Genomic DNA, 15,533 nt, shown 5'->3' on the forward strand with positions numbered 1-15,533 from the left:
ACGATGACGATCAGCAATCTCTCCTCCCGCATCCCGGGATTCCACCGCATGACGACCGCCGAGCGGCTGGAGGCGGTCGCGGCCTTCTCCGGGCTGGACGGGGCGACGGTGGCGCAGCTCGGCGCGCCGGGGAACATCGACCCGCACCTCGCCGACCACATGATCGAGAACGTGGTCTCCACCCTGTCGATCCCCATCGGCATCGCCACGAACCTGCGCGTGGACGGGAAGGACGTGCTCGTGCCGATGGCGACGGAGGAATCCTCCGTGGTCGCGGCCGTCTGCAATTCCGCGCGCCAGTGCTACGAGACCGGCGGCTTCGTCACCTCCGTCTCGGGCAACCTGATGATCGCGCAGGTGCAGCTCGTCGGCGTGCCCGACCCGCACGGCGCGCGGCTGCGGATCCTGGAGCGGCGGGACGAGGTCGCCGCCATCTGTGACGGCTGCGACCCGATGCTCGTGCAGCTCGGCGGCGGGTTCCGGGAGATGGAAGTGCGCGTCGTGCCCTCCCTCGGCGGGCCGATGGTCGTCACCCACCTGATCGTGGACACGCGCGACGCCATGGGCGCGAACGCGGTGAACACGATGGCGGAGACGCTGGCCCCCTCCATCGAGCGGTGGACCGGGGGGCGGGTCCTGCTGCGCATCCTCTCCAACCTGGCCGACCGGCGCGTGGCCCGCGCCCGCGCCACCTGGCCCGCGGAGGCGATCGGCGGGGCCGGGGTCCGCGACGGGATGATCGCCGCCTATCACTTCGCCGAGGCCGATCCGTATCGCGCCGCCACCCACAACAAGGGGATCATGAACGGCGTCTCCGCCGTGGTCCTGGCGACGGGGAACGACACGCGCGCGGTGGAGGCGGGCGCCCATGCCTATGCGGCGCGGGACGGCCGCTACACCAGCCTCACGCGCTGGGAGGCCGGGGCGGACGGCGCGCTTGTCGGCGCCATCGAGCTTCCGCTGCCGGTCGGCCTCGTCGGCGGGGCGACGAAGATCCATCCGACCGCGCGCGCCTGCCTGAAGATCCTCGGCGTCACCACGGCGGCGGAGCTGGCGCGGATCATCGCGGCCGTGGGGCTGGCGCAGAATTTCGGGGCGATGAAGGCGCTGGCGACGACCGGCATCCAGCAGGGCCACATGGCGCTGCACGCGAACAACGTGGCCATCGCCGCGGGCGCGGTGGGGGAGGAGGTGGCGCGCCTCGCCGCCACGCTCGTGGAGCGGCGGGCGGTCCGGCAGGACGTGGCGGTGGCGGAGCTGGAGCGGATGCGGGGCGCCCGGACGGCGTAGCCCGGCCGACCGATCACCCCGGCGCGTGGCCGGCGCGCCCTGCCTCCACCGCGGATTCCCGGAGCAGGGCGAGGAAGCGCGGGTCGCTGGCATGGGCGATGTTGATGCGGAGGGCGCCGGCCGCGCCCTCCCGTCCCGCGTGGAACACCGATCCGGGCGCGAGGAAGATGCCGCGCGCGGCCGCGCGGCGGCAGAGCGCCGTCTCCTCCACGCCGGCGGGCAGCCCTGCCCAGAGATAGAAGCCGCCGCCGGGCGGCGGGGCCACGGGCCAGCCGGCCTCGGAGAGGTCCCGCACCGCCTGGGCGGTCGCGGCCTCCACGCGCCGGCGGAGGCGGCGGAGATGGCGGAGGTAGTGGCCGCCGTCGATCAGACCGGCGACGAGGCGTTCCGTGTACTGCGAGGTCGAGACGACCGTGATCAGCTTCAGGTCGTCGAGCGCGCGGACGATCGGCTCCTCCGCCGCGACGTAGCCGACGCGCAGCGAGGCCGAGAGGGTCTTCGAGAAGGTGCCGACGTAGAGGACGCGCCGGAGGCCGTCGAGCGAGGCGAGGCGCGGGCTGGAGGGCGGCAGGATGTCGGCGAAGGCGTCGTCCTCCACGATCCGGAGGCCGTGGCGCTCCGCCGCCTGGAGAAGCCCGTGCGCCACGGCGGCGGAGAGCGTGCCGCCGGTGGGGTTGTGGGCGAGGGACTGGGTGAAGAAGGCCTTCGGGGATCGCCGGCGGAGCACCGTCTCCAGCACCCCGAGGTCGGGGCCGTCGGCGTTGCGGCGGATGCCGATCACCTCCGCACCGGCCAGGCGCAGCTTCGCGAAGAGCGGGTAGTAGCCGGGATCGTCCACGAGGACGGGATCGCCCGCCGCGACCATGTGGCGGATCACGAGGTCCAGCGCGTGATTCGCGCCCTGCGTCAGCAGGACCTGCCCGGCCGTGCAGCCGATGGAGCGCTCATGGAGCGAGAGGGCGATGCGCTCGCGGAGGGGCAGGTAGCCGCGGGAGCTGCCATAGGCGTGCGCCTCCCCGCCGTGATGCGCGCGCGAGACCTGGACGAGGTGGCGGGCGAGTTCGGACTCCTCCATCCAGGAGGGGGGCGGGCGGCCCTCTCCCGGGCGGACGACGTAGTGCTCCTCGGTCTGCTCCCGCAGCAGGGAGACGAGGCCGAGCGCCTCCGCCATCTCGCGCCGCGGCTCCGCGCGGCGGGGCGGGTGGCTGACGACGAAGTAGCCCGCGCCCCGGCGCGCCTCGAAATGCCCGGAGGCGACCAGCCGGTCATAGGCCTCCGCGACCGTGTTCTTGGACAGCCCGTGGTCGCGCGCCGCCGCGCGCACGGATGCGACGCGCGCGCCGGCGCGCAGCAACCCGCCCTCCACCGCGGCCGCGAGGCGGGCGACCATGCGGTTCACCTTGGACGTCGGTTCCGGAGGGGGCATGAGGTCGCTCCTGCCATCTCGAAGGCGCGCATCGGAGGGGATGGCCCCTCCCCGCCACCGTAGCCGCGGGCGGGGAGCGGGGGCAGTTCGGGGCGTGGGGCACCGCGCCCCCTCGCGGCCGGGCGCGACGGGCGGTTAGGATCGTGGTGCAGTCCCGGGCACGGTTTACCCGGTCCGGGGCGCCGCCGCGGCCCTGACCGCGGCCACGCTGGGCAAAACAGCCCCGTCATGCCGGAGGAAACCCCATGCATCGCCTGTCCCGCCGCAGCCTCGGCCTCGCCCTTCCGGCCCTCCTCGCGCTGAAGCCCTCGGCGGGCCGGGCCGCGGAGGACCGGTTCTTCGATTCCGCCGGCGTTCGCCTCCGCTACGTCGAGGCCGGGCAGGGCGAGCCCGTCGTCCTCGTGCACGGCTTCTCCAGCAGCATCGAGCGCCAGTGGGTCGCGTCCGGCGTGATGCCAAAGCTGGCCGAACGCTATCGCGTGATCGCCTTCGACGGGCGCGGCCACGGACGGAGCGAGAAGCCGCACGATCCCGCGCTGTACGGGCCGGAAGCGGCGCGGGACGCGGCCCGGCTGCTCGACCATCTGGGGCTGCGGAAGGCGCACATGGTCGGCTACTCGCTCGGCGCGATCCTCAACGCCTGGCTGGTGACGGACAGCCCGGATCGCTTCCTGACCTGCACCTTCGGCGGCGCCTGCGGGCGCTTCCGCTGGTCGGACGAGCGGTCCGCCGCCGTGGAGGCCGAGGCGCGGGAGATGGATGAGGGGTCGCAGCGCTCGCAGATCCTGCGGCTCTGGCCCACCGACCAGCCGCCGCCCAGCGAGGAGCAGATCCGCGAGCAATCCGCGCGGGCCCTGGCCGGGCAGGACCACCGGGCCCTGGCCGCGTCGCGCCGGGGCGGCCTGCGGCTGGTCGTGCCGCCGGAGAAGATGGCGGCCATCAGCGTGCCGACCATCGGCATCGTCGGCAGCGCCGACAGCTACCTTCCGGACTTCCAGGCGCTGAAGCAACTCAACCCGCGCATGGAGCTCGTGTTGATCGAGGGGGCGGGCCACTCCGCCGCCCCGTCCCGGCCGGAATTCGTGCAGACGCTGGACCGCTTCCTCTCGGCACACCGGTCGTAGTTCGCCCGGGCGCGGCGCGGTCCCGCGCCGCGCCGTGCTGGCGTTACGGTTCCATCCGGATGCCGGCGCGGCGGACGACGGCGCCGAAGCGCTCCAGCTCCGCCTGCATCGTGCGCGTCAGCGTGTCCGCGTCGCTGCCCACCGCCTGCACGCCGAGCGGGCGCAGCCGCTCCCGGAAGGCCGGGGTGGCGGCGATGCGCGCGATCTCCGCCCCCAGCCGCGCGGTGATCGCCGGCGGCGTGCCGGGCGGCGCGAAGAGGGCGGACCACAGCACCACGCGGTAGTTCGGCAAGCCGGACTCCGCCACGGTCGGGACATCGGGCAGCGCGGGGTCGCGCGCATCCGTGCTGATCGCCAGCGCCCGCAGGGCGCCGGACTGGATCAGCGGCAGGACCGCCGCGACGTCGCCCAGCGTCATCGTCACCTCGTTCGAGAGGACGGCCTGCACGGCGGGCGCGCTGCCGCGATAGGGCACATGCGTCAGCCGCACATCGGCCTCCGCCGCGAGCATCTCGGTGGCGATCTGGAAGGAGGTGGCGGCGGAGGCATAGGTGAGCTCGCCCGGCCGGTCCCGCGCCTGGGCGAGCAGCGCGCCGAGGTTCTGCGACGGGTTGGACGGATTCACCACGACCAGCAGCGGGAAGTTGCCGACGATGGAGATCGGCGCAAAGTCCCGCACGGGATCGTAGGAGACGTTCGGGAGCACGAGCGGGTTGACGGTCATGCCGCTGCTCGGCCCGACGAGCAGGGTCTGTCCGTCGGGCGCGGCGCGGCGCACGGCCTCGATCGCGAGCACGCCGCTCGCGCCGGGGCGGTTCTCGACCACGAAGGGCCGGCCGAAGGCGGCGGCCAGCGCCTCCGCCAGGATGCGCGCGAGCAGGTCGTTGCCGCCGCCCGGCGGGAAGCCCACCACCAGCCGCACGGGGCCGGAGGGCCAGGCGGTCTGCGCCGCGGCGCCGGTGGACAGGGCCGGAAGGGCGGCGAGCAGGGCGCGCCGGGCGATGCGGACCATGGGGAGCGTCCTTCTCAAGGGAGGCCGTAGCGGCCCGGGGCGATGATCCCGTTCGGGTCCAGCGCCTGCCGGATCGCGGCCAGCGCGTCGGTGACGGCGGGCAGCCGCTGGGCGGCGTGATAGCCCTGGTACGCCGTGGGCGCGCGCCCCACGAAGATGCCGCGGGCGCGGAACGCCTCGTTCATCGCGCGGTAGAGGGCGTCGGCCCGCGCGGCCTCCTCCGGCCGCGTGCGGTCGTAGAGGATGGCGTGCACGCCGCGCGCGAAGCGTGGGCCGCAGACGAAGGAGGCCATGTAGTCCAGACCCTGTGCCGCCGCGGCGGCGCGGCACGCGGCCGAGAGGGCGCCGGCCACCTCCCCCAGCATGGGCACGCCGGGGGTGAACCAGATGGCGCCGCCGCCCGGACGCCAGCGCAGCATCTGCAATTCGCCGCCGGCCGGGCGGCCCGAATTCGATTCGATCGCGGCGCGCAGGATCGGCATGTCCTCCGCCGCCTCCGCCGTGATCTCCCGGGCGCGGCCCGAGGCGGCGAAATGCGCGCGCACGCGGGCGAGCGACGTCTCCACCGCGGCCTCGCTGCCACCATAGAGGGCGCCGGAGACGGTCCAGGCGCCCACGCCGTAGCACGCCCGCAGGGCCTTCCGCGACGCCTCCGTCATGGCGCCGCCGCCCGGACCCGCCTCCTGCGAGGCGATGAGGTAGAGGTCGCTCGTCGCGCGGATCATCGTGGCGACGGTGCCCGCGGCCTTCAACGGGCGGATCAGCTCGACGATCGCGGGCAGGTCGTCATCGGCGTCGAAGGCGAAGAAGAAGGGGCGGATGGCGGCGGGGCGCTGCCCCAGCCAGAGCCCCATCCGCGTGACGATGCCGAGGTTGGACTGCGTGAAGAGCCCGTCCAGCGCGGGGCCGAAGGAGTACTTCGTGACGTGCCAGTTCGGGTGCTCCGGCGCGTCCAGCCCGCCGTCGCCGGTGCGGATGACGTCACCGTTGCCGAGCACCACCTCCATGCCGCAGACATTGTCGAAATGGCTGCCCATGGGGCCGGCGCCGCCGCCCTTGTCCAGCGCGTTGCCGAGCGGGCCGCCCAGCGGCGGCCCGGCGGTCGGCGACATCATCAGCGTGCTGCCGCGCCGTTGCAGCTCGGCGTGCAGCGCCTCGAAGGTGACGCCGGGCTCCACCACGCCGTAGCCCAGCACCTCGTTGATCTCGAGGATGCGGTTCATCCGGCGCGCGAGGTCCAGCACGACCTGCCCCGCCGCCATCGGCGCGCGGGTGCCGAGGCCGAGGTTCCAGCCCGTGCTCACCGGGAAGAGCGGCACGCGATGCCGGTTCGCGAGCCCGACGATCGCCTGCACCTCCGCGGTGGAGCCGGGGAAGAGCACCGCCGCCGGGCGCGTGTCCGGGACCGGCAGGCTGTGGGCGCCGTACTCCGCCAGCGCCGCCTCGGCGGTGTCCACACCGCCCTCGCCCAGCAGGCCGGTGACTGCGGCCAGAAACGGCGAGAGGCCTTCCGTCGCGTGGTTCATGCGTCGTCCCATCCAGCTTCGGCAGGACGCTACACCACGACATCTGGCGGTCCAGACGGGCGCCGGTCCGGCGGCATGGCGCCGCGCCGCGGAAAAGCAGTTCGACCGGATGCAACGCGGTCCGCCGCGCGCGAAACCCATGCGACAGGCCCGGCATCCTGACGCGACAGGGCTTGCCTAGGGTGGCTTCCGTTGCGGCACGCCCCCGTGCCGCGCGGCCGCAGGAGGGCCGCCACGATGCGCACGACCCACTTCGCGGACGTTCTGCTGTCCCTCTCCCGCGGGCTTCTACCGTCCGGGTGGCGGACGGCGTGGGCCGCCGCCCTGCGTCGGCTCCGCTACCGTCCGGAGCGGCACTACATGCGCGGTCGCCCGGCCCCCTCCGGCGCCTAGACCGGGCGTGGCATCCGCCCCACCTTGTCCGGGCGGTGCCAGGGAGAACCCGCGGGGCCGCGAGAAGCCGGCGACAGCACCGGCGAACGGAGGAGCGCATCTTGGCAGACGACCCGAAGGACCGCGGACCGCGCGACCGGGAGCGGATCAACCTGCACGAGGATCACGAGGTCCGCTACTGGACCAGGAAGTTCGGCGTGAGCGAGCCCGTGCTGACCGCCGCCGTGGAGGCGGTCGGCGTCATGGCCAAGGATGTCGCCGCCCGGCTGAAGAAGCCCTGGCCGTAGGGCCCGGATCCGACATCCGCCGACGTGCGGCGCGCCTGATCCGCGCGCGCAGGATGATCCTTTCGGGATGACGATCCGCTCCGCGCCCGGACGCGCGGGCAGCCTCGGCGATGCCATCGCACGGACCCGCTGGCGCCCCGCGACAGGAGCGACACAGAGCCCTCTCGCGGCGTGGCCGTCCGGATGGGACATCTCCGTCGCCCGGCCAGGTCCATGGCCGCCGACAGGAGCATCGCGTTGAAGATCCCGCCCCGCCACACTCCGGCCACCCCGTCCACCCATCTCTGGACCCGCGAGCCCGCGGGCGGCGGGGGTGATCACCACGTGGTCTACGCGCCCTTCGGCCGGGTTCCCGACTATGCGGCCTTCGCCGCCGCGTGGAAGCTGCCGGCGCGCCACCCCGTGCTGCGACACGGCGCCAAGCCGCGGCCGCTTGCGGAGGTGCAGCCCGGCACGGTCCTCACCCTCGTCTGCCACTGCGACGCGCAGGGGCGCAGCATCAGCGACGGCGCGGCCGAGGCGCTTCCCGCGGTGCAGCTGATCGCGCGGCTGCGCCAGGACGGGCTGACGAACGGGCTGCGGAAGCTCCGGTTCTGCGCCCTTTCCGGCACCCCGGCGGGCACGGCAGCCTTCGCCAACGAGTTGCAGCGCGGCCTGCGGAACGTCGGATACGCCGCCCTGACGGTCAGCCCCTTCCTCGGCGCGGCCGTCGCCGCCGCTCCGGTCGGCCACAGCACGCAGGACGTGTTCGAGGACGCCTCCGCGGTCCGGCGCGGCGGGTCGCGCTGACCAGCGCAGGGCGGCATCGTCTCCGGGCGGATGCCGCCTTCGCGTGGCGGGATGGGCGCGGTTACGCCTCCTCCGGCTCGCCCATCTGCCGCGCGAAGCGAAGGAGCGACTTCCGCTTCTCCTCGGTCAGGTGATCCCACCGCCAGAGCAGCTCCATCCGGCCGATCGCCCCGGCGCTCGGCGGGTGCAGGAGGGCCACGCGGATCATCTCCCCGACCTCGCCCAGAGAATAAAGCCCCCTCGGCGCCGGCTGCCCGGCGTCGGTGCTGAGGTTCTCCGCGCGGTCTTCGCGGACGCGTTCCGCCTTCATCGGTGCTCTGCCCTCCCGGCCGCGCCGATGAAGCCAGAAACACGTTAAGATTTTCCTCGCGGGGTGCGACGCCTAGTGCGCGCCGTTCCGGCTCGAGAGACTGGCGAGCGCCATGGTCAGCTCCATCCGCTCGACGCCCCAGGTCGCGGCGGCGGCGTGGATGATCTCCTTCATCCGCTCCCGCCGCCCGGGCGTGCCGGGGGGCATGCCGTGGATCGACTCATCGGCCTTCATGGCGGCCTGCGCCGCGGCGATGGCGCTCGCCATCGGATCTCCCTCGCTCAAGCCGCGCCCTCCTCTCTCCCCTCCGGGCGCCGACGGCGTCCCCTACCGCAGCCGCACGTCCTGCACCCGGATCAGCCCGTCCGGCAGGGCGCGCACGCCCTCCGCGCGGGCGACGGCCCCGTGCAGCACCTGCGAGTGCCAGAGATAGATATAGGGGCGATCGGCCAGGAGCACCCGCATCACCCGCTCATAGGCGGCGGCGCGGGCCGCGGGCTCTACGCTGGTCCGGCCTTCCCGCAGCGCGGCGTCGGCCTCGGGGGAGCAGTACTTGCCGCCGTTCAGCGCCTCGTTGCAGGCGTTGAAGCCCCAGAGATTGCCGTCCAGGTCCACGCGGCCGGACCAGGCGATGACGAGGCTCTCGAAGTCCCCGGCGGTCCATTGGCGGAGCAGCGTCGCCACCTCGATCACCTGGAGCTCGAGGTCGATGCCGGCCTCGGCGGCCATGGCCTGCACCACCTCGGCGGCCTGGGTGTACTCGCTCGTGTTCGGGACGGACATGCGGAGGCGCAGGCGGCCGGGGAAGCCGGCCTCCCGCAGCAGGGCGCGGGCGCGGTCGAGGTTGCGGGCGGGGATCGGCAGGGACCGGACGTAGTTGGGGCTGCGCGGGGAGACGGACTGGTTGCCCGGGAGGTACTGGCCGTCGAAGGCGACCTGCACGAGGGCCTGGCGGTCGATCGCGAGCTCCAGCGCCTCCCGCACGCGGCGATCGCGGCCGAGCGGGTTGTCGGCGCGCGGGCCGTTGGCGACGTTCACGGCGATGTAGACGCTGTTCAGGCTCGGCGTGCCGATGATCCGCACGCGGTTGTCGGCCCGCATCTCGCCGAGGTCCGTCGGCGCCACGCGCTCCACGATCTCCAGCGATCCGGCGCGGAGGTTGGCGGCCATGACCGTGCTGTCGGTGATGATGCGGTAGGAGACGCGGTCCACGTGGATGCGGCCGGCATCCCAGTAGTCCGGGAAGCGCTCCAGGTCGATCCGGTCCTGGGCGACGCGGCGGACGAGGCGGAAGGGGCCGGCGCAGCTCGGCTCCCGCGCGAAGTCCTGGTTCAGCCGGGACGCCGCGCGGGGGGAGACGATGATCCCCGCCCGGTCCGACAGCGCCGCGAGCAGCGGGGCGAAGGGCTGTTCGAGCCGGAGGCGGACCTCCAGCGGCCCGGTCGCCGTCACCTCCCGCACCGGCCCCATCTCCCCGCGTCGGGTGGAGCCGGGGGTGTCGAGGTGGCGGCGCAGGCTGGTGACGACGGCCCCCGCGTCCATCTCCGCGCCGTCGTGGAAGCGGACGCCGGGGCGCAGCGTCAGGACAAGGACGCGACCCTCCTCCTCCCAGCGCCAGGCGGTGGCGAGCTGCGGGACGAAGCGGAGCTCCGCGTCGATGTCGATGAGCTTGTCGCACATCGCCGCGAAGACCTGTCGCCCCGCGAGGCTGCGCGCGAGGGTGGGGTCCAGCACGTCCGGGTCGCTGACGAGGCCGATCCGCAGCGTGGTCTGGGCGGCCGCGGTGCCGATCCAGGCGGCGAGGAGAGCGGGCAGGAGGGCGGCGAGGCGGCGCATGGGGACCTCCGGTGGTGCGGACTCGCCAAAGCCTGCCCGCTTCCATATGATATATCAACTCAAGCGCAGGCCTCGGAATCCCCGCATGTCACACGCCCTGGCCACCCCGCCGCAGGCGCACGCCGCATCGGCGGATGCCGCCCTCCGCGCCCGCGCCCGGCAGGTCATCCCGGGCGGCCTGTGGGGGCATCTGAATGCCGACCGGCTGCCGGAGGGCTACCCCCAGTTCTTCGCCCGCGCCGAGGGGTGCCGCCTCTGGGACGCGGATGGGCGGGAGGTGGTGGATTTCATGTGCTCCTGGGGGCCGGTCGTGCTCGGCCACCACCACCCGGCGGTGGAGGAAGCGGCATCCCGACAGGCGGCGCTGGGCGATTGCATGAACGGGCCGGCGCCCGTGCTGGTAGAACTGGCCGAGCTGCTGGTCGCCACCATCCCACACGCGGACTGGTGCCTGCTGGCGAAGAACGGCACGGACGCCACCACCACCTGCGTCACCCTCGCCCGCGCGGGGACCGGGCGGCGGAAGCTGCTGGTGGCGCGCGGCAGCTATCACGGGGCGGTGCCCTGGTGCTCCCCCTCCATCGCCGGCGTCACGGAGGAGGATCGGGCGCACCTGATCCCCTTCGACTACAACGACGTCGCCAGCCTGGAGGCGGCGGTGGACCGGGCCGGCGGCGACCTGGCGGGGATCATCGTCACGGCCTTTCGCCACGACATGAGCCGGGCGCTGGAGCTGCCCGACCCGGCCTTCGCCTGCCGGGCCCGGAGCCTCTGCGACGAGACGGGGGCGGCGCTGATCCTGGACGACGTGCGCGCCGGCTTCCGGCTGAACCTCGGCGGGTCCTGGGAGACGGTGGGGGTGCGGCCGGACCTCGCGGCCTACAGCAAGGCGATCGCGAACGGGCACGCGCTGGCGGCGGTGACAGGGGCGGAGCGCTTCCGGGAGGCCGGGACGCGGATCTTCACGACCGGCTCCTTCTGGTGCGCCGCCGTCCCGATGGCCGCCGCGGTCGCGACGCTGACGGAGCTGCGCCGGGTGGAGGGCCCCGCCCGGATGCGGGCGATGGGGGAGCGGCTGCGGGCCGGGCTCGACGCGCTGTCGGCGCGGCACGGCGTCTCCCTCCGTCACAGCGGGCCGCCGGCCCTGCCGCTGGTGCAGTTCGCGGGGGACGACGACTTCCGCCTGGGCACGGCCTTCTGCGCGGAGGCGCTGCGGCACGGGGCCTACTTCCATCCCCGGCACAACATGTTCCTCTCCTGCGCGCATGGGGAGGCCGATATCGACGTGGCCCTCGAGGCCGCCGATGCGGGGCTGGCCGCCGTCGCGCGCCTGGGCTGAGGCGCCCCCGGCTTCCCGTCCCCGCGCCCGCGGTGCAGCCTGGGGCGCGGCGCCCGCCGCGCGGAGGAGAGAAACGCCCGATGCCGATCTATGCCCTGGATGACCGCGAACCGACCCTGCCCCCGGCGGACCGCTTCTGGGTGGCCCCGGACGCGCATGTGATCGGCCACGTCATCCTGGGCGACGAGGTCGGCATCTGGTTCGGCGCCGTGTTGCGCGGCGACAACGAGCCGATCACGGTCGGCGCCCGCACCAACATCCAGGAGGGCGCGATGCTGCACGCCGACCCCGGGATGCCGCTGACCGTGGGCGAGGATGTCACGGTCGGGCACCACGCCATCCTCCATGGCTGCACGGTGGGCGACAATTCGCTCATCGGCATGGGTGCGACGGTGCTGAACCGGGCGAAGATCGGGGCGAACTGCATCGTCGGCGCCAACGCGCTCGTCGCCGAGGGGAAGGAATACCCGGACTTCTCCCTGATCGTCGGCGCGCCCGCACGGGTGGTGCGGACGCTCGATGCGGAGACGGCCGGCCGGCTGAAGAGCTCCGCCGCGAATTACGTGCGGAACTGGCGGCGCTTCTCCACGGGAATGCGGCGGATCAGCTGACGGGGCGCGGTCAGGACGCCTCGGCCTGCGCCTCCGGCGGGGCGTCCTGCGACCGCGACCGCGACCTTGCCATCCAGCGGCTGCGGAGGGCGTCCCACTCGTTCCGGCTGTCACAGGCCAGGCGGAGAAGGTCCTCCGGAATTGGCTCCTCGGTGACCGCGTCGAACCCCTTGTGCAACCGGTGCCGCATCCAGAGGTCGAAGGGGTCGGAATCGCCGCTCCGACCCCGAGGGTCAGGCTTCACGGGCATAAACACCTCGTCCTGAACGTCTGGGTAGAAACGCCCGGGCGCGGGTGCGGGTTGACCGGCCTCGCCAGAGCTCTCGCCGCGGCCCCGCCATGCTCGGCTGCCGGAACGGCTCCTACGATCCTGTCGAAGAGGAAACCGTCCAGCATGTCCGACGATGCGACCGGGGAAGGCGATCTTTCCGGCGAGGATCTCGCCATGCGGCTCCATGTCCTGGAGATGACCGTCGCCGCCATCGCGGCGCGCCTGCCGAAGCCCGACCTGGACGAGGTTGCGTCGCTTCTCGTCTTCGTGGCCCGCGGGGCGGAGGCGGCCTCGGACGTGGAAGGGCTTCCGCCCGACCTGCCGGTCCTGGGCGCCGCGGGCCGCTCCGCCACGCGCATGCTGGAGCGCATCGCGCATTCCCGCGCCTCCCACCGGAGCACCCCGCTGGACGCGGGCCCTCCGGACCTGGGTAAGGCGGACGGGGGGTAAGGCCGACGGGGGCGGATCAGGGCGCCAGTCCCAACGTCTCCGGATGGAACAGCGCCTCGGGTTCCAGGACGCGGGCGGCGAGGCCGTCCTCCGCGGCGTAGCGGGTCATGGCGGCGATCTCGTCCCGGTTGCGGGCGAAGCCGTAGGGCCAGGGATCGCCGCCCATCAGCGCCGTCTGCCGCGCCGCCTCCGCCGCGATCCAGGGCAGGGAAACGCGGAGGACGTTCACCAGGGACAGTTCCGCCAACGCCATGGCCCGCGCCTCGGCGAAGGCGCGGAAGATGGCGGCCGGGAGCCAGGGTTCGGCCTCCGCCACGTCCCGGCGGATGGCAACGCAGTGCATGATCGGAAAGAAGCGGGTGGCGGAGAAGTAGCGCTCCTCCTCCGCCCGCGTGTCGGGCCAGAGGCGGGCGACCGGCGCCGTGCCATCCAGGAAGGCGGGCGGCGGGCGCGGGCCGACAAAGGCATCGGCCGCGCCTGATGCGATCGCCTCCTCGGGCGTCATGCCCTCCAGCGGGCGGACGTCGTGGCCGGGTGGCAGGGTGATCGCCACCCGCTCCCCGCCGGTGCGCCAGGCGATGCCGCGCGTGTCCACGCCGTATCGGTCCCGCAGCATGCCGCGCACCCAGAGGGCAGCGGTCTGCTGGTATTCGGGCAGCGCGACCACGCGTCCCGCGAGGTCGGCCGGGCCGGTGATGCCGCGATCCGTCCGGATGTAGACCGCGGAGTGGCGGAAGGCGCGGGAGGGGAAGACGGGCACGCCGATATAGGGCGCGTCGCCCCGCGCGGTGGTCGTGATGTGGCTGCCCATGGACAGCTCCGTCACGTGCAGGTCGCGCTTCTGGAGCGCGCGGCGGAAGATCGCTTCCGGCTCCCCGGGCTCCGGGCGGAGCGTCACGCCGGGGATCGTCACGCGACCATCCAGGATCGGCCGCGTGCGGTCCGAGACGGTGCAGGCGAGGGTGAGTTCCACCGTGCTCAGCCCGCCTGGATGCCGGCGAGGCGGATCCATTCGGCCTGGCGGGCGATGTCGGCGGTCAGGAAGGCCTCGAAGGCGGCGGGGGTCATCGGCATGGTTTCCGCACCGGCGCGGAGCTGGGCCTCGCGGGTTTCGGGGCGCTCGAGGATGCGGTTCACCGCGGCGTTCAGACGCTCCACGACGGCGGGCGGCGTGCCGGCGGGGGCCATGAGGCCGAGCCAGATGGACGCCTCGAAGCCCGGCAGGGTCTCCGCGACGGATGGCAGGGCGGGCAGCAGCGGGGAGCGCTGCGGGCCGGTGGTGGCGAGGCCGCGCACGCGCCCGCCCTCGATGTGGGGGGTCATGGTGGGGATGGCGTCGAACATCATCGGCACCTGGCCGGCGATGAGGGCCGTCCGCGCCTCGTTGGAGCCGCGGAAGGGGATGTGCTGGAGCTGGAGTCCGGCCATGGCGCGGAACACCTCCCCCGCCACATGATAGGGCGTGCCGGGGCCGGAGGAGGCGTAGTCGATCGCGCCCGGCCGCGCCTTCGCGGCGGCGACGAGTTCCGCGACGGAGGAGACGCCGAGCGAAGGGTGCACCGCCAGCACGTGATAGGCGACGTTGATCGCGGCCACGGGCGCGAGGTCCCGCATCAGCCGGTAGGGGCGGTTCGGCAGCAGCGTCTCGTTCGCCGTGTGGGTGTTGGACATCAGCAGCAGCGTGTGGCCGTCCGGCGCGGATTTCGCGACGAGGTCGGTGCCGATCACGGCGCCGGCGCCGGGCCGGTTCTCCACCACGGCGGCCCAGCCGGGGCCGGGCGCGGCGGAGAGGCGGTCCGCCAGGAAGCGCGCGGCCACGTCGGCCGAGCCGCCGACGCCGAAGGGCACGATGATCCGCAGCGGCCGCGACGGCCAGTCCGCGGTCTGGGCCAGGGCGGGCGCGGCCAGCGGTGCGGCGACGCCCAGCAGGAGCGGCCTGCGACGGATCATGGATCGTTCCCCGTGATTTCGGGAAACTATCGGCCGCGTGCGCAGGCCGGGGCAAGCCGCCCGGCCGCTGAATCAGGGCAGGAACATGGTCGCGGCGAAGCCCGCGAGGTTCGCCGCGTGCAGCTCTGCGGCCAGTGCTCCTCCACGCTCCACTCCCGCCGCGAAGGAGCGGCGCGCACGGTCGTCTCGGCAGAAGAGGGGAATGCGGCGCACCAGTGCCTCCGCCACCACATGCGCGTCCTTCGGCCCCATGTTGCGGTTGCAGCCGGCGTCGATCAGCGCGGTGAAGCGGTCGTGGAGGATGCGCTGCTGCTCGGTCGCGAAGCCGCCGACGAGAACGAGCTTGCCCTGGTCCTGCAATCGCGCCTGCTCCTCCCACATCCGCCGGTGCAGGGCGATCGGCAGGCCCGGACGATGGATGACGGGTCCCACCCGCACGGGCCGGCCCCTTCGGTCCTGCTCCATCCCGGTGTCCTCGATGCCGACCGAGCGCAGGGTCTCCTTGATCACCATCCGCCCGATCTGCAGCACCACGCGCGGATCGCCGAAGAGAACGTCGTAGTCCGCGTCCCGGTGCCCATCCAGCAGGCGGTAGCTCAGGACCTGGTTATCCACGATCACCAGCCTCGTCCCGGGCCGGCGCGAATAGGCGGGCAGGCGGTTGAACCAGGCGGGCACGGCGCTTCCGGACACGGGGCACCTCCTTCTCTCGGGGCCCTGGCGCCGGGATGGGCACCAGCGGGGCCACGGCGAGGAGGGTAAGCTGCGCGCCGCAGGCTCCTCCCGTCACCGGGGTGACAGGTCGCGTCTGTGTCGTCCGGCGTTGCCGGACTGCCCGCGCTGCGCCGGCACCTGCTCGATTTCGCGGCAGATCGCCGCGCGGGACGGAGGTCGCGCTCTCGGAACGGGGTTCCGGCCG

18 protein-coding genes are annotated in these 15,533 nt (G+C 73.7%); 8 read left to right on the forward strand and 10 right to left on the reverse strand.

Going from position 1 to position 15,533, the window contains the following annotated elements; genetic code table 11:
* Window positions 1–3 precede the first annotated feature (3 nt).
* Window positions 4–1,290, forward strand: coding sequence for a hydroxymethylglutaryl-CoA reductase, degradative (locus tag ACP6CK_RS14345; RefSeq protein WP_426959736.1), 1,287 nt, complete (start codon window positions 4–6; stop codon window positions 1,288–1,290).
* Window positions 1,291–1,303: 13 nt separating this feature from the next.
* Here ACP6CK_RS14345 and ACP6CK_RS14350 read toward each other — a convergent pair whose 3' ends face one another.
* Window positions 1,304–2,716 carry a PLP-dependent aminotransferase family protein gene (locus tag ACP6CK_RS14350; RefSeq protein WP_426959737.1) on the reverse strand — a complete coding sequence of 471 codons (1,413 nt, stop codon included), beginning with the start codon at window positions 2,714–2,716 and terminating at the stop codon, window positions 1,304–1,306.
* A gap of 245 nt (window positions 2,717–2,961) precedes the next feature.
* Between ACP6CK_RS14350 and ACP6CK_RS14355 the strand changes: the two genes are divergently transcribed.
* Entirely contained in the window at window positions 2,962–3,840 is an 879-nt protein-coding gene (locus tag ACP6CK_RS14355; protein WP_426959739.1) for an alpha/beta fold hydrolase, read from the forward strand.
* A 43-nt stretch (window positions 3,841–3,883) separates the two neighbouring features.
* On the opposite strand, the gene ACP6CK_RS14360 is transcribed toward ACP6CK_RS14355, so the two are convergent.
* Both ACP6CK_RS14360 and ACP6CK_RS14365 read right to left on the reverse strand, forming a co-directional pair.
* Entirely contained in the window at window positions 3,884–4,852 is a 969-nt protein-coding gene (locus ACP6CK_RS14360; RefSeq protein ID WP_426959740.1) for a Bug family tripartite tricarboxylate transporter substrate binding protein, read from the reverse strand.
* A 14-nt stretch (window positions 4,853–4,866) separates the two neighbouring features.
* A complete protein-coding gene (locus ACP6CK_RS14365; RefSeq protein ID WP_426959741.1) occupies window positions 4,867–6,378 on the reverse strand; it encodes an FAD-binding oxidoreductase in 1,512 nt (503 codons plus the stop codon).
* Between the two features lie 237 nt (window positions 6,379–6,615).
* Between ACP6CK_RS14365 and ACP6CK_RS14370 the strand changes: the two genes are divergently transcribed.
* From ACP6CK_RS14370 to ACP6CK_RS14380, 3 genes are all read left to right on the forward strand, one after another.
* Window positions 6,616–6,771: a hypothetical protein gene (locus ACP6CK_RS14370; protein ID WP_426959742.1), complete on the forward strand. Its 156-nt coding sequence runs from the start codon at window positions 6,616–6,618 to the stop codon at window positions 6,769–6,771.
* Window positions 6,772–6,872: 101 nt separating this feature from the next.
* Complete coding sequence (locus tag ACP6CK_RS14375) at window positions 6,873–7,058, forward strand: DUF3606 domain-containing protein (protein ID WP_426959743.1); 186 nt, start codon at window positions 6,873–6,875, stop codon at window positions 7,056–7,058.
* 237 nt (window positions 7,059–7,295) lie between these two features.
* Window positions 7,296–7,847 carry a hypothetical protein gene (locus ACP6CK_RS14380; protein WP_426959744.1) on the forward strand — a complete coding sequence of 184 codons (552 nt, stop codon included), beginning with the start codon at window positions 7,296–7,298 and terminating at the stop codon, window positions 7,845–7,847.
* 61 nt (window positions 7,848–7,908) lie between these two features.
* Here ACP6CK_RS14380 and ACP6CK_RS14385 read toward each other — a convergent pair whose 3' ends face one another.
* The 3 genes from ACP6CK_RS14385 to ACP6CK_RS14395 all read right to left on the reverse strand — a co-directional run bounded on the left by ACP6CK_RS14385 (window position 7,909) and on the right by ACP6CK_RS14395 (window position 9,993).
* Complete coding sequence (locus tag ACP6CK_RS14385; RefSeq protein WP_426959745.1) at window positions 7,909–8,157, reverse strand: hypothetical protein; 249 nt, start codon at window positions 8,155–8,157, stop codon at window positions 7,909–7,911.
* Between the two features lie 72 nt (window positions 8,158–8,229).
* Entirely contained in the window at window positions 8,230–8,442 is a 213-nt protein-coding gene (locus tag ACP6CK_RS14390) for a hypothetical protein (RefSeq protein WP_426959746.1), read from the reverse strand.
* Window positions 8,443–8,484: 42 nt separating this feature from the next.
* Window positions 8,485–9,993, reverse strand: a complete 1,509-nt coding sequence (locus ACP6CK_RS14395; protein ID WP_426959747.1) for an ABC transporter substrate-binding protein — start codon at window positions 9,991–9,993, stop codon at window positions 8,485–8,487.
* Window positions 9,994–10,078: 85 nt separating this feature from the next.
* On the opposite strand from ACP6CK_RS14395, the gene ACP6CK_RS14400 reads away from it, so the two are divergent.
* Together ACP6CK_RS14400 and ACP6CK_RS14405 are read left to right on the forward strand one after the other, a co-directional pair.
* Window positions 10,079–11,332 carry an aminotransferase class III-fold pyridoxal phosphate-dependent enzyme gene (locus ACP6CK_RS14400; protein ID WP_426959749.1) on the forward strand — a complete coding sequence of 418 codons (1,254 nt, stop codon included), beginning with the start codon at window positions 10,079–10,081 and terminating at the stop codon, window positions 11,330–11,332.
* Between the two features lie 80 nt (window positions 11,333–11,412).
* Window positions 11,413–11,943 (forward strand): gamma carbonic anhydrase family protein, encoded by a 531-nt coding sequence (locus ACP6CK_RS14405; protein ID WP_426959750.1) that lies wholly within the window; start codon window positions 11,413–11,415, stop codon window positions 11,941–11,943.
* Window positions 11,944–11,953: 10 nt separating this feature from the next.
* On the opposite strand, the gene ACP6CK_RS14410 is transcribed toward ACP6CK_RS14405, so the two are convergent.
* Entirely contained in the window at window positions 11,954–12,187 is a 234-nt protein-coding gene (locus ACP6CK_RS14410; RefSeq protein WP_426959752.1) for a hypothetical protein, read from the reverse strand.
* Between the two features lie 150 nt (window positions 12,188–12,337).
* Between ACP6CK_RS14410 and ACP6CK_RS14415 the strand changes: the two genes are divergently transcribed.
* Window positions 12,338–12,664, forward strand: coding sequence for a hypothetical protein (locus ACP6CK_RS14415; RefSeq protein WP_426959753.1), 327 nt, complete (start codon window positions 12,338–12,340; stop codon window positions 12,662–12,664).
* 16 nt (window positions 12,665–12,680) lie between these two features.
* Here ACP6CK_RS14415 and ACP6CK_RS14420 read toward each other — a convergent pair whose 3' ends face one another.
* The 3 genes from ACP6CK_RS14420 to ACP6CK_RS14430 all read right to left on the reverse strand — a co-directional run bounded on the left by ACP6CK_RS14420 (window position 12,681) and on the right by ACP6CK_RS14430 (window position 15,307).
* Entirely contained in the window at window positions 12,681–13,637 is a 957-nt protein-coding gene (locus ACP6CK_RS14420; protein ID WP_426959754.1) for an ABC transporter substrate-binding protein, read from the reverse strand.
* A 5-nt stretch (window positions 13,638–13,642) separates the two neighbouring features.
* Window positions 13,643–14,614: a tripartite tricarboxylate transporter substrate binding protein gene (locus tag ACP6CK_RS14425; RefSeq protein WP_426959755.1), complete on the reverse strand. Its 972-nt coding sequence runs from the start codon at window positions 14,612–14,614 to the stop codon at window positions 13,643–13,645.
* Between the two features lie 72 nt (window positions 14,615–14,686).
* Window positions 14,687–15,307 carry a hypothetical protein gene (locus ACP6CK_RS14430; protein WP_426959757.1) on the reverse strand — a complete coding sequence of 207 codons (621 nt, stop codon included), beginning with the start codon at window positions 15,305–15,307 and terminating at the stop codon, window positions 14,687–14,689.
* Window positions 15,308–15,533 lie beyond the last annotated feature (226 nt).

Source organism: Muricoccus radiodurans, from assembly GCF_050154705.1.
Taxonomy (GTDB): Bacteria; Pseudomonadota; Alphaproteobacteria; order Acetobacterales; family Acetobacteraceae; genus Roseomonas; species Roseomonas radiodurans.

Excerpts from the sequence above, each read along its gene's own strand:
- ACP6CK_RS14395 (WP_426959747.1), bottom strand. The coding sequence starts at position 9,993 with ATGCGCCGCCTCGCCGCCCTCCTGCCCGCTCTCCTCGCCGCCTGGATC.
- ACP6CK_RS14425 (WP_426959755.1), bottom strand. The coding sequence starts at position 14,614 with ATGATCCGTCGCAGGCCGCTCCTGCTGGGCGTCGCCGCACCGCTGGCC.
- ACP6CK_RS14385 (WP_426959745.1), bottom strand. The coding sequence starts at position 8,157 with ATGAAGGCGGAACGCGTCCGCGAAGACCGCGCGGAGAACCTCAGCACC.
- ACP6CK_RS14370 (WP_426959742.1), top strand. The coding sequence starts at position 6,616 with ATGCGCACGACCCACTTCGCGGACGTTCTGCTGTCCCTCTCCCGCGGG.
- ACP6CK_RS14345 (WP_426959736.1), top strand. The coding sequence starts at position 4 with ATGACGATCAGCAATCTCTCCTCCCGCATCCCGGGATTCCACCGCATG.
- ACP6CK_RS14400 (WP_426959749.1), top strand. The coding sequence starts at position 10,079 with ATGTCACACGCCCTGGCCACCCCGCCGCAGGCGCACGCCGCATCGGCG.
- ACP6CK_RS14365 (WP_426959741.1), bottom strand. The coding sequence starts at position 6,378 with ATGAACCACGCGACGGAAGGCCTCTCGCCGTTTCTGGCCGCAGTCACC.
- ACP6CK_RS14350 (WP_426959737.1), bottom strand. The coding sequence starts at position 2,716 with ATGCCCCCTCCGGAACCGACGTCCAAGGTGAACCGCATGGTCGCCCGC.
- ACP6CK_RS14415 (WP_426959753.1), top strand. The coding sequence starts at position 12,338 with ATGTCCGACGATGCGACCGGGGAAGGCGATCTTTCCGGCGAGGATCTC.
- ACP6CK_RS14355 (WP_426959739.1), top strand. The coding sequence starts at position 2,962 with ATGCATCGCCTGTCCCGCCGCAGCCTCGGCCTCGCCCTTCCGGCCCTC.
- ACP6CK_RS14360 (WP_426959740.1), bottom strand. The coding sequence starts at position 4,852 with ATGGTCCGCATCGCCCGGCGCGCCCTGCTCGCCGCCCTTCCGGCCCTG.
- ACP6CK_RS14405 (WP_426959750.1), top strand. The coding sequence starts at position 11,413 with ATGCCGATCTATGCCCTGGATGACCGCGAACCGACCCTGCCCCCGGCG.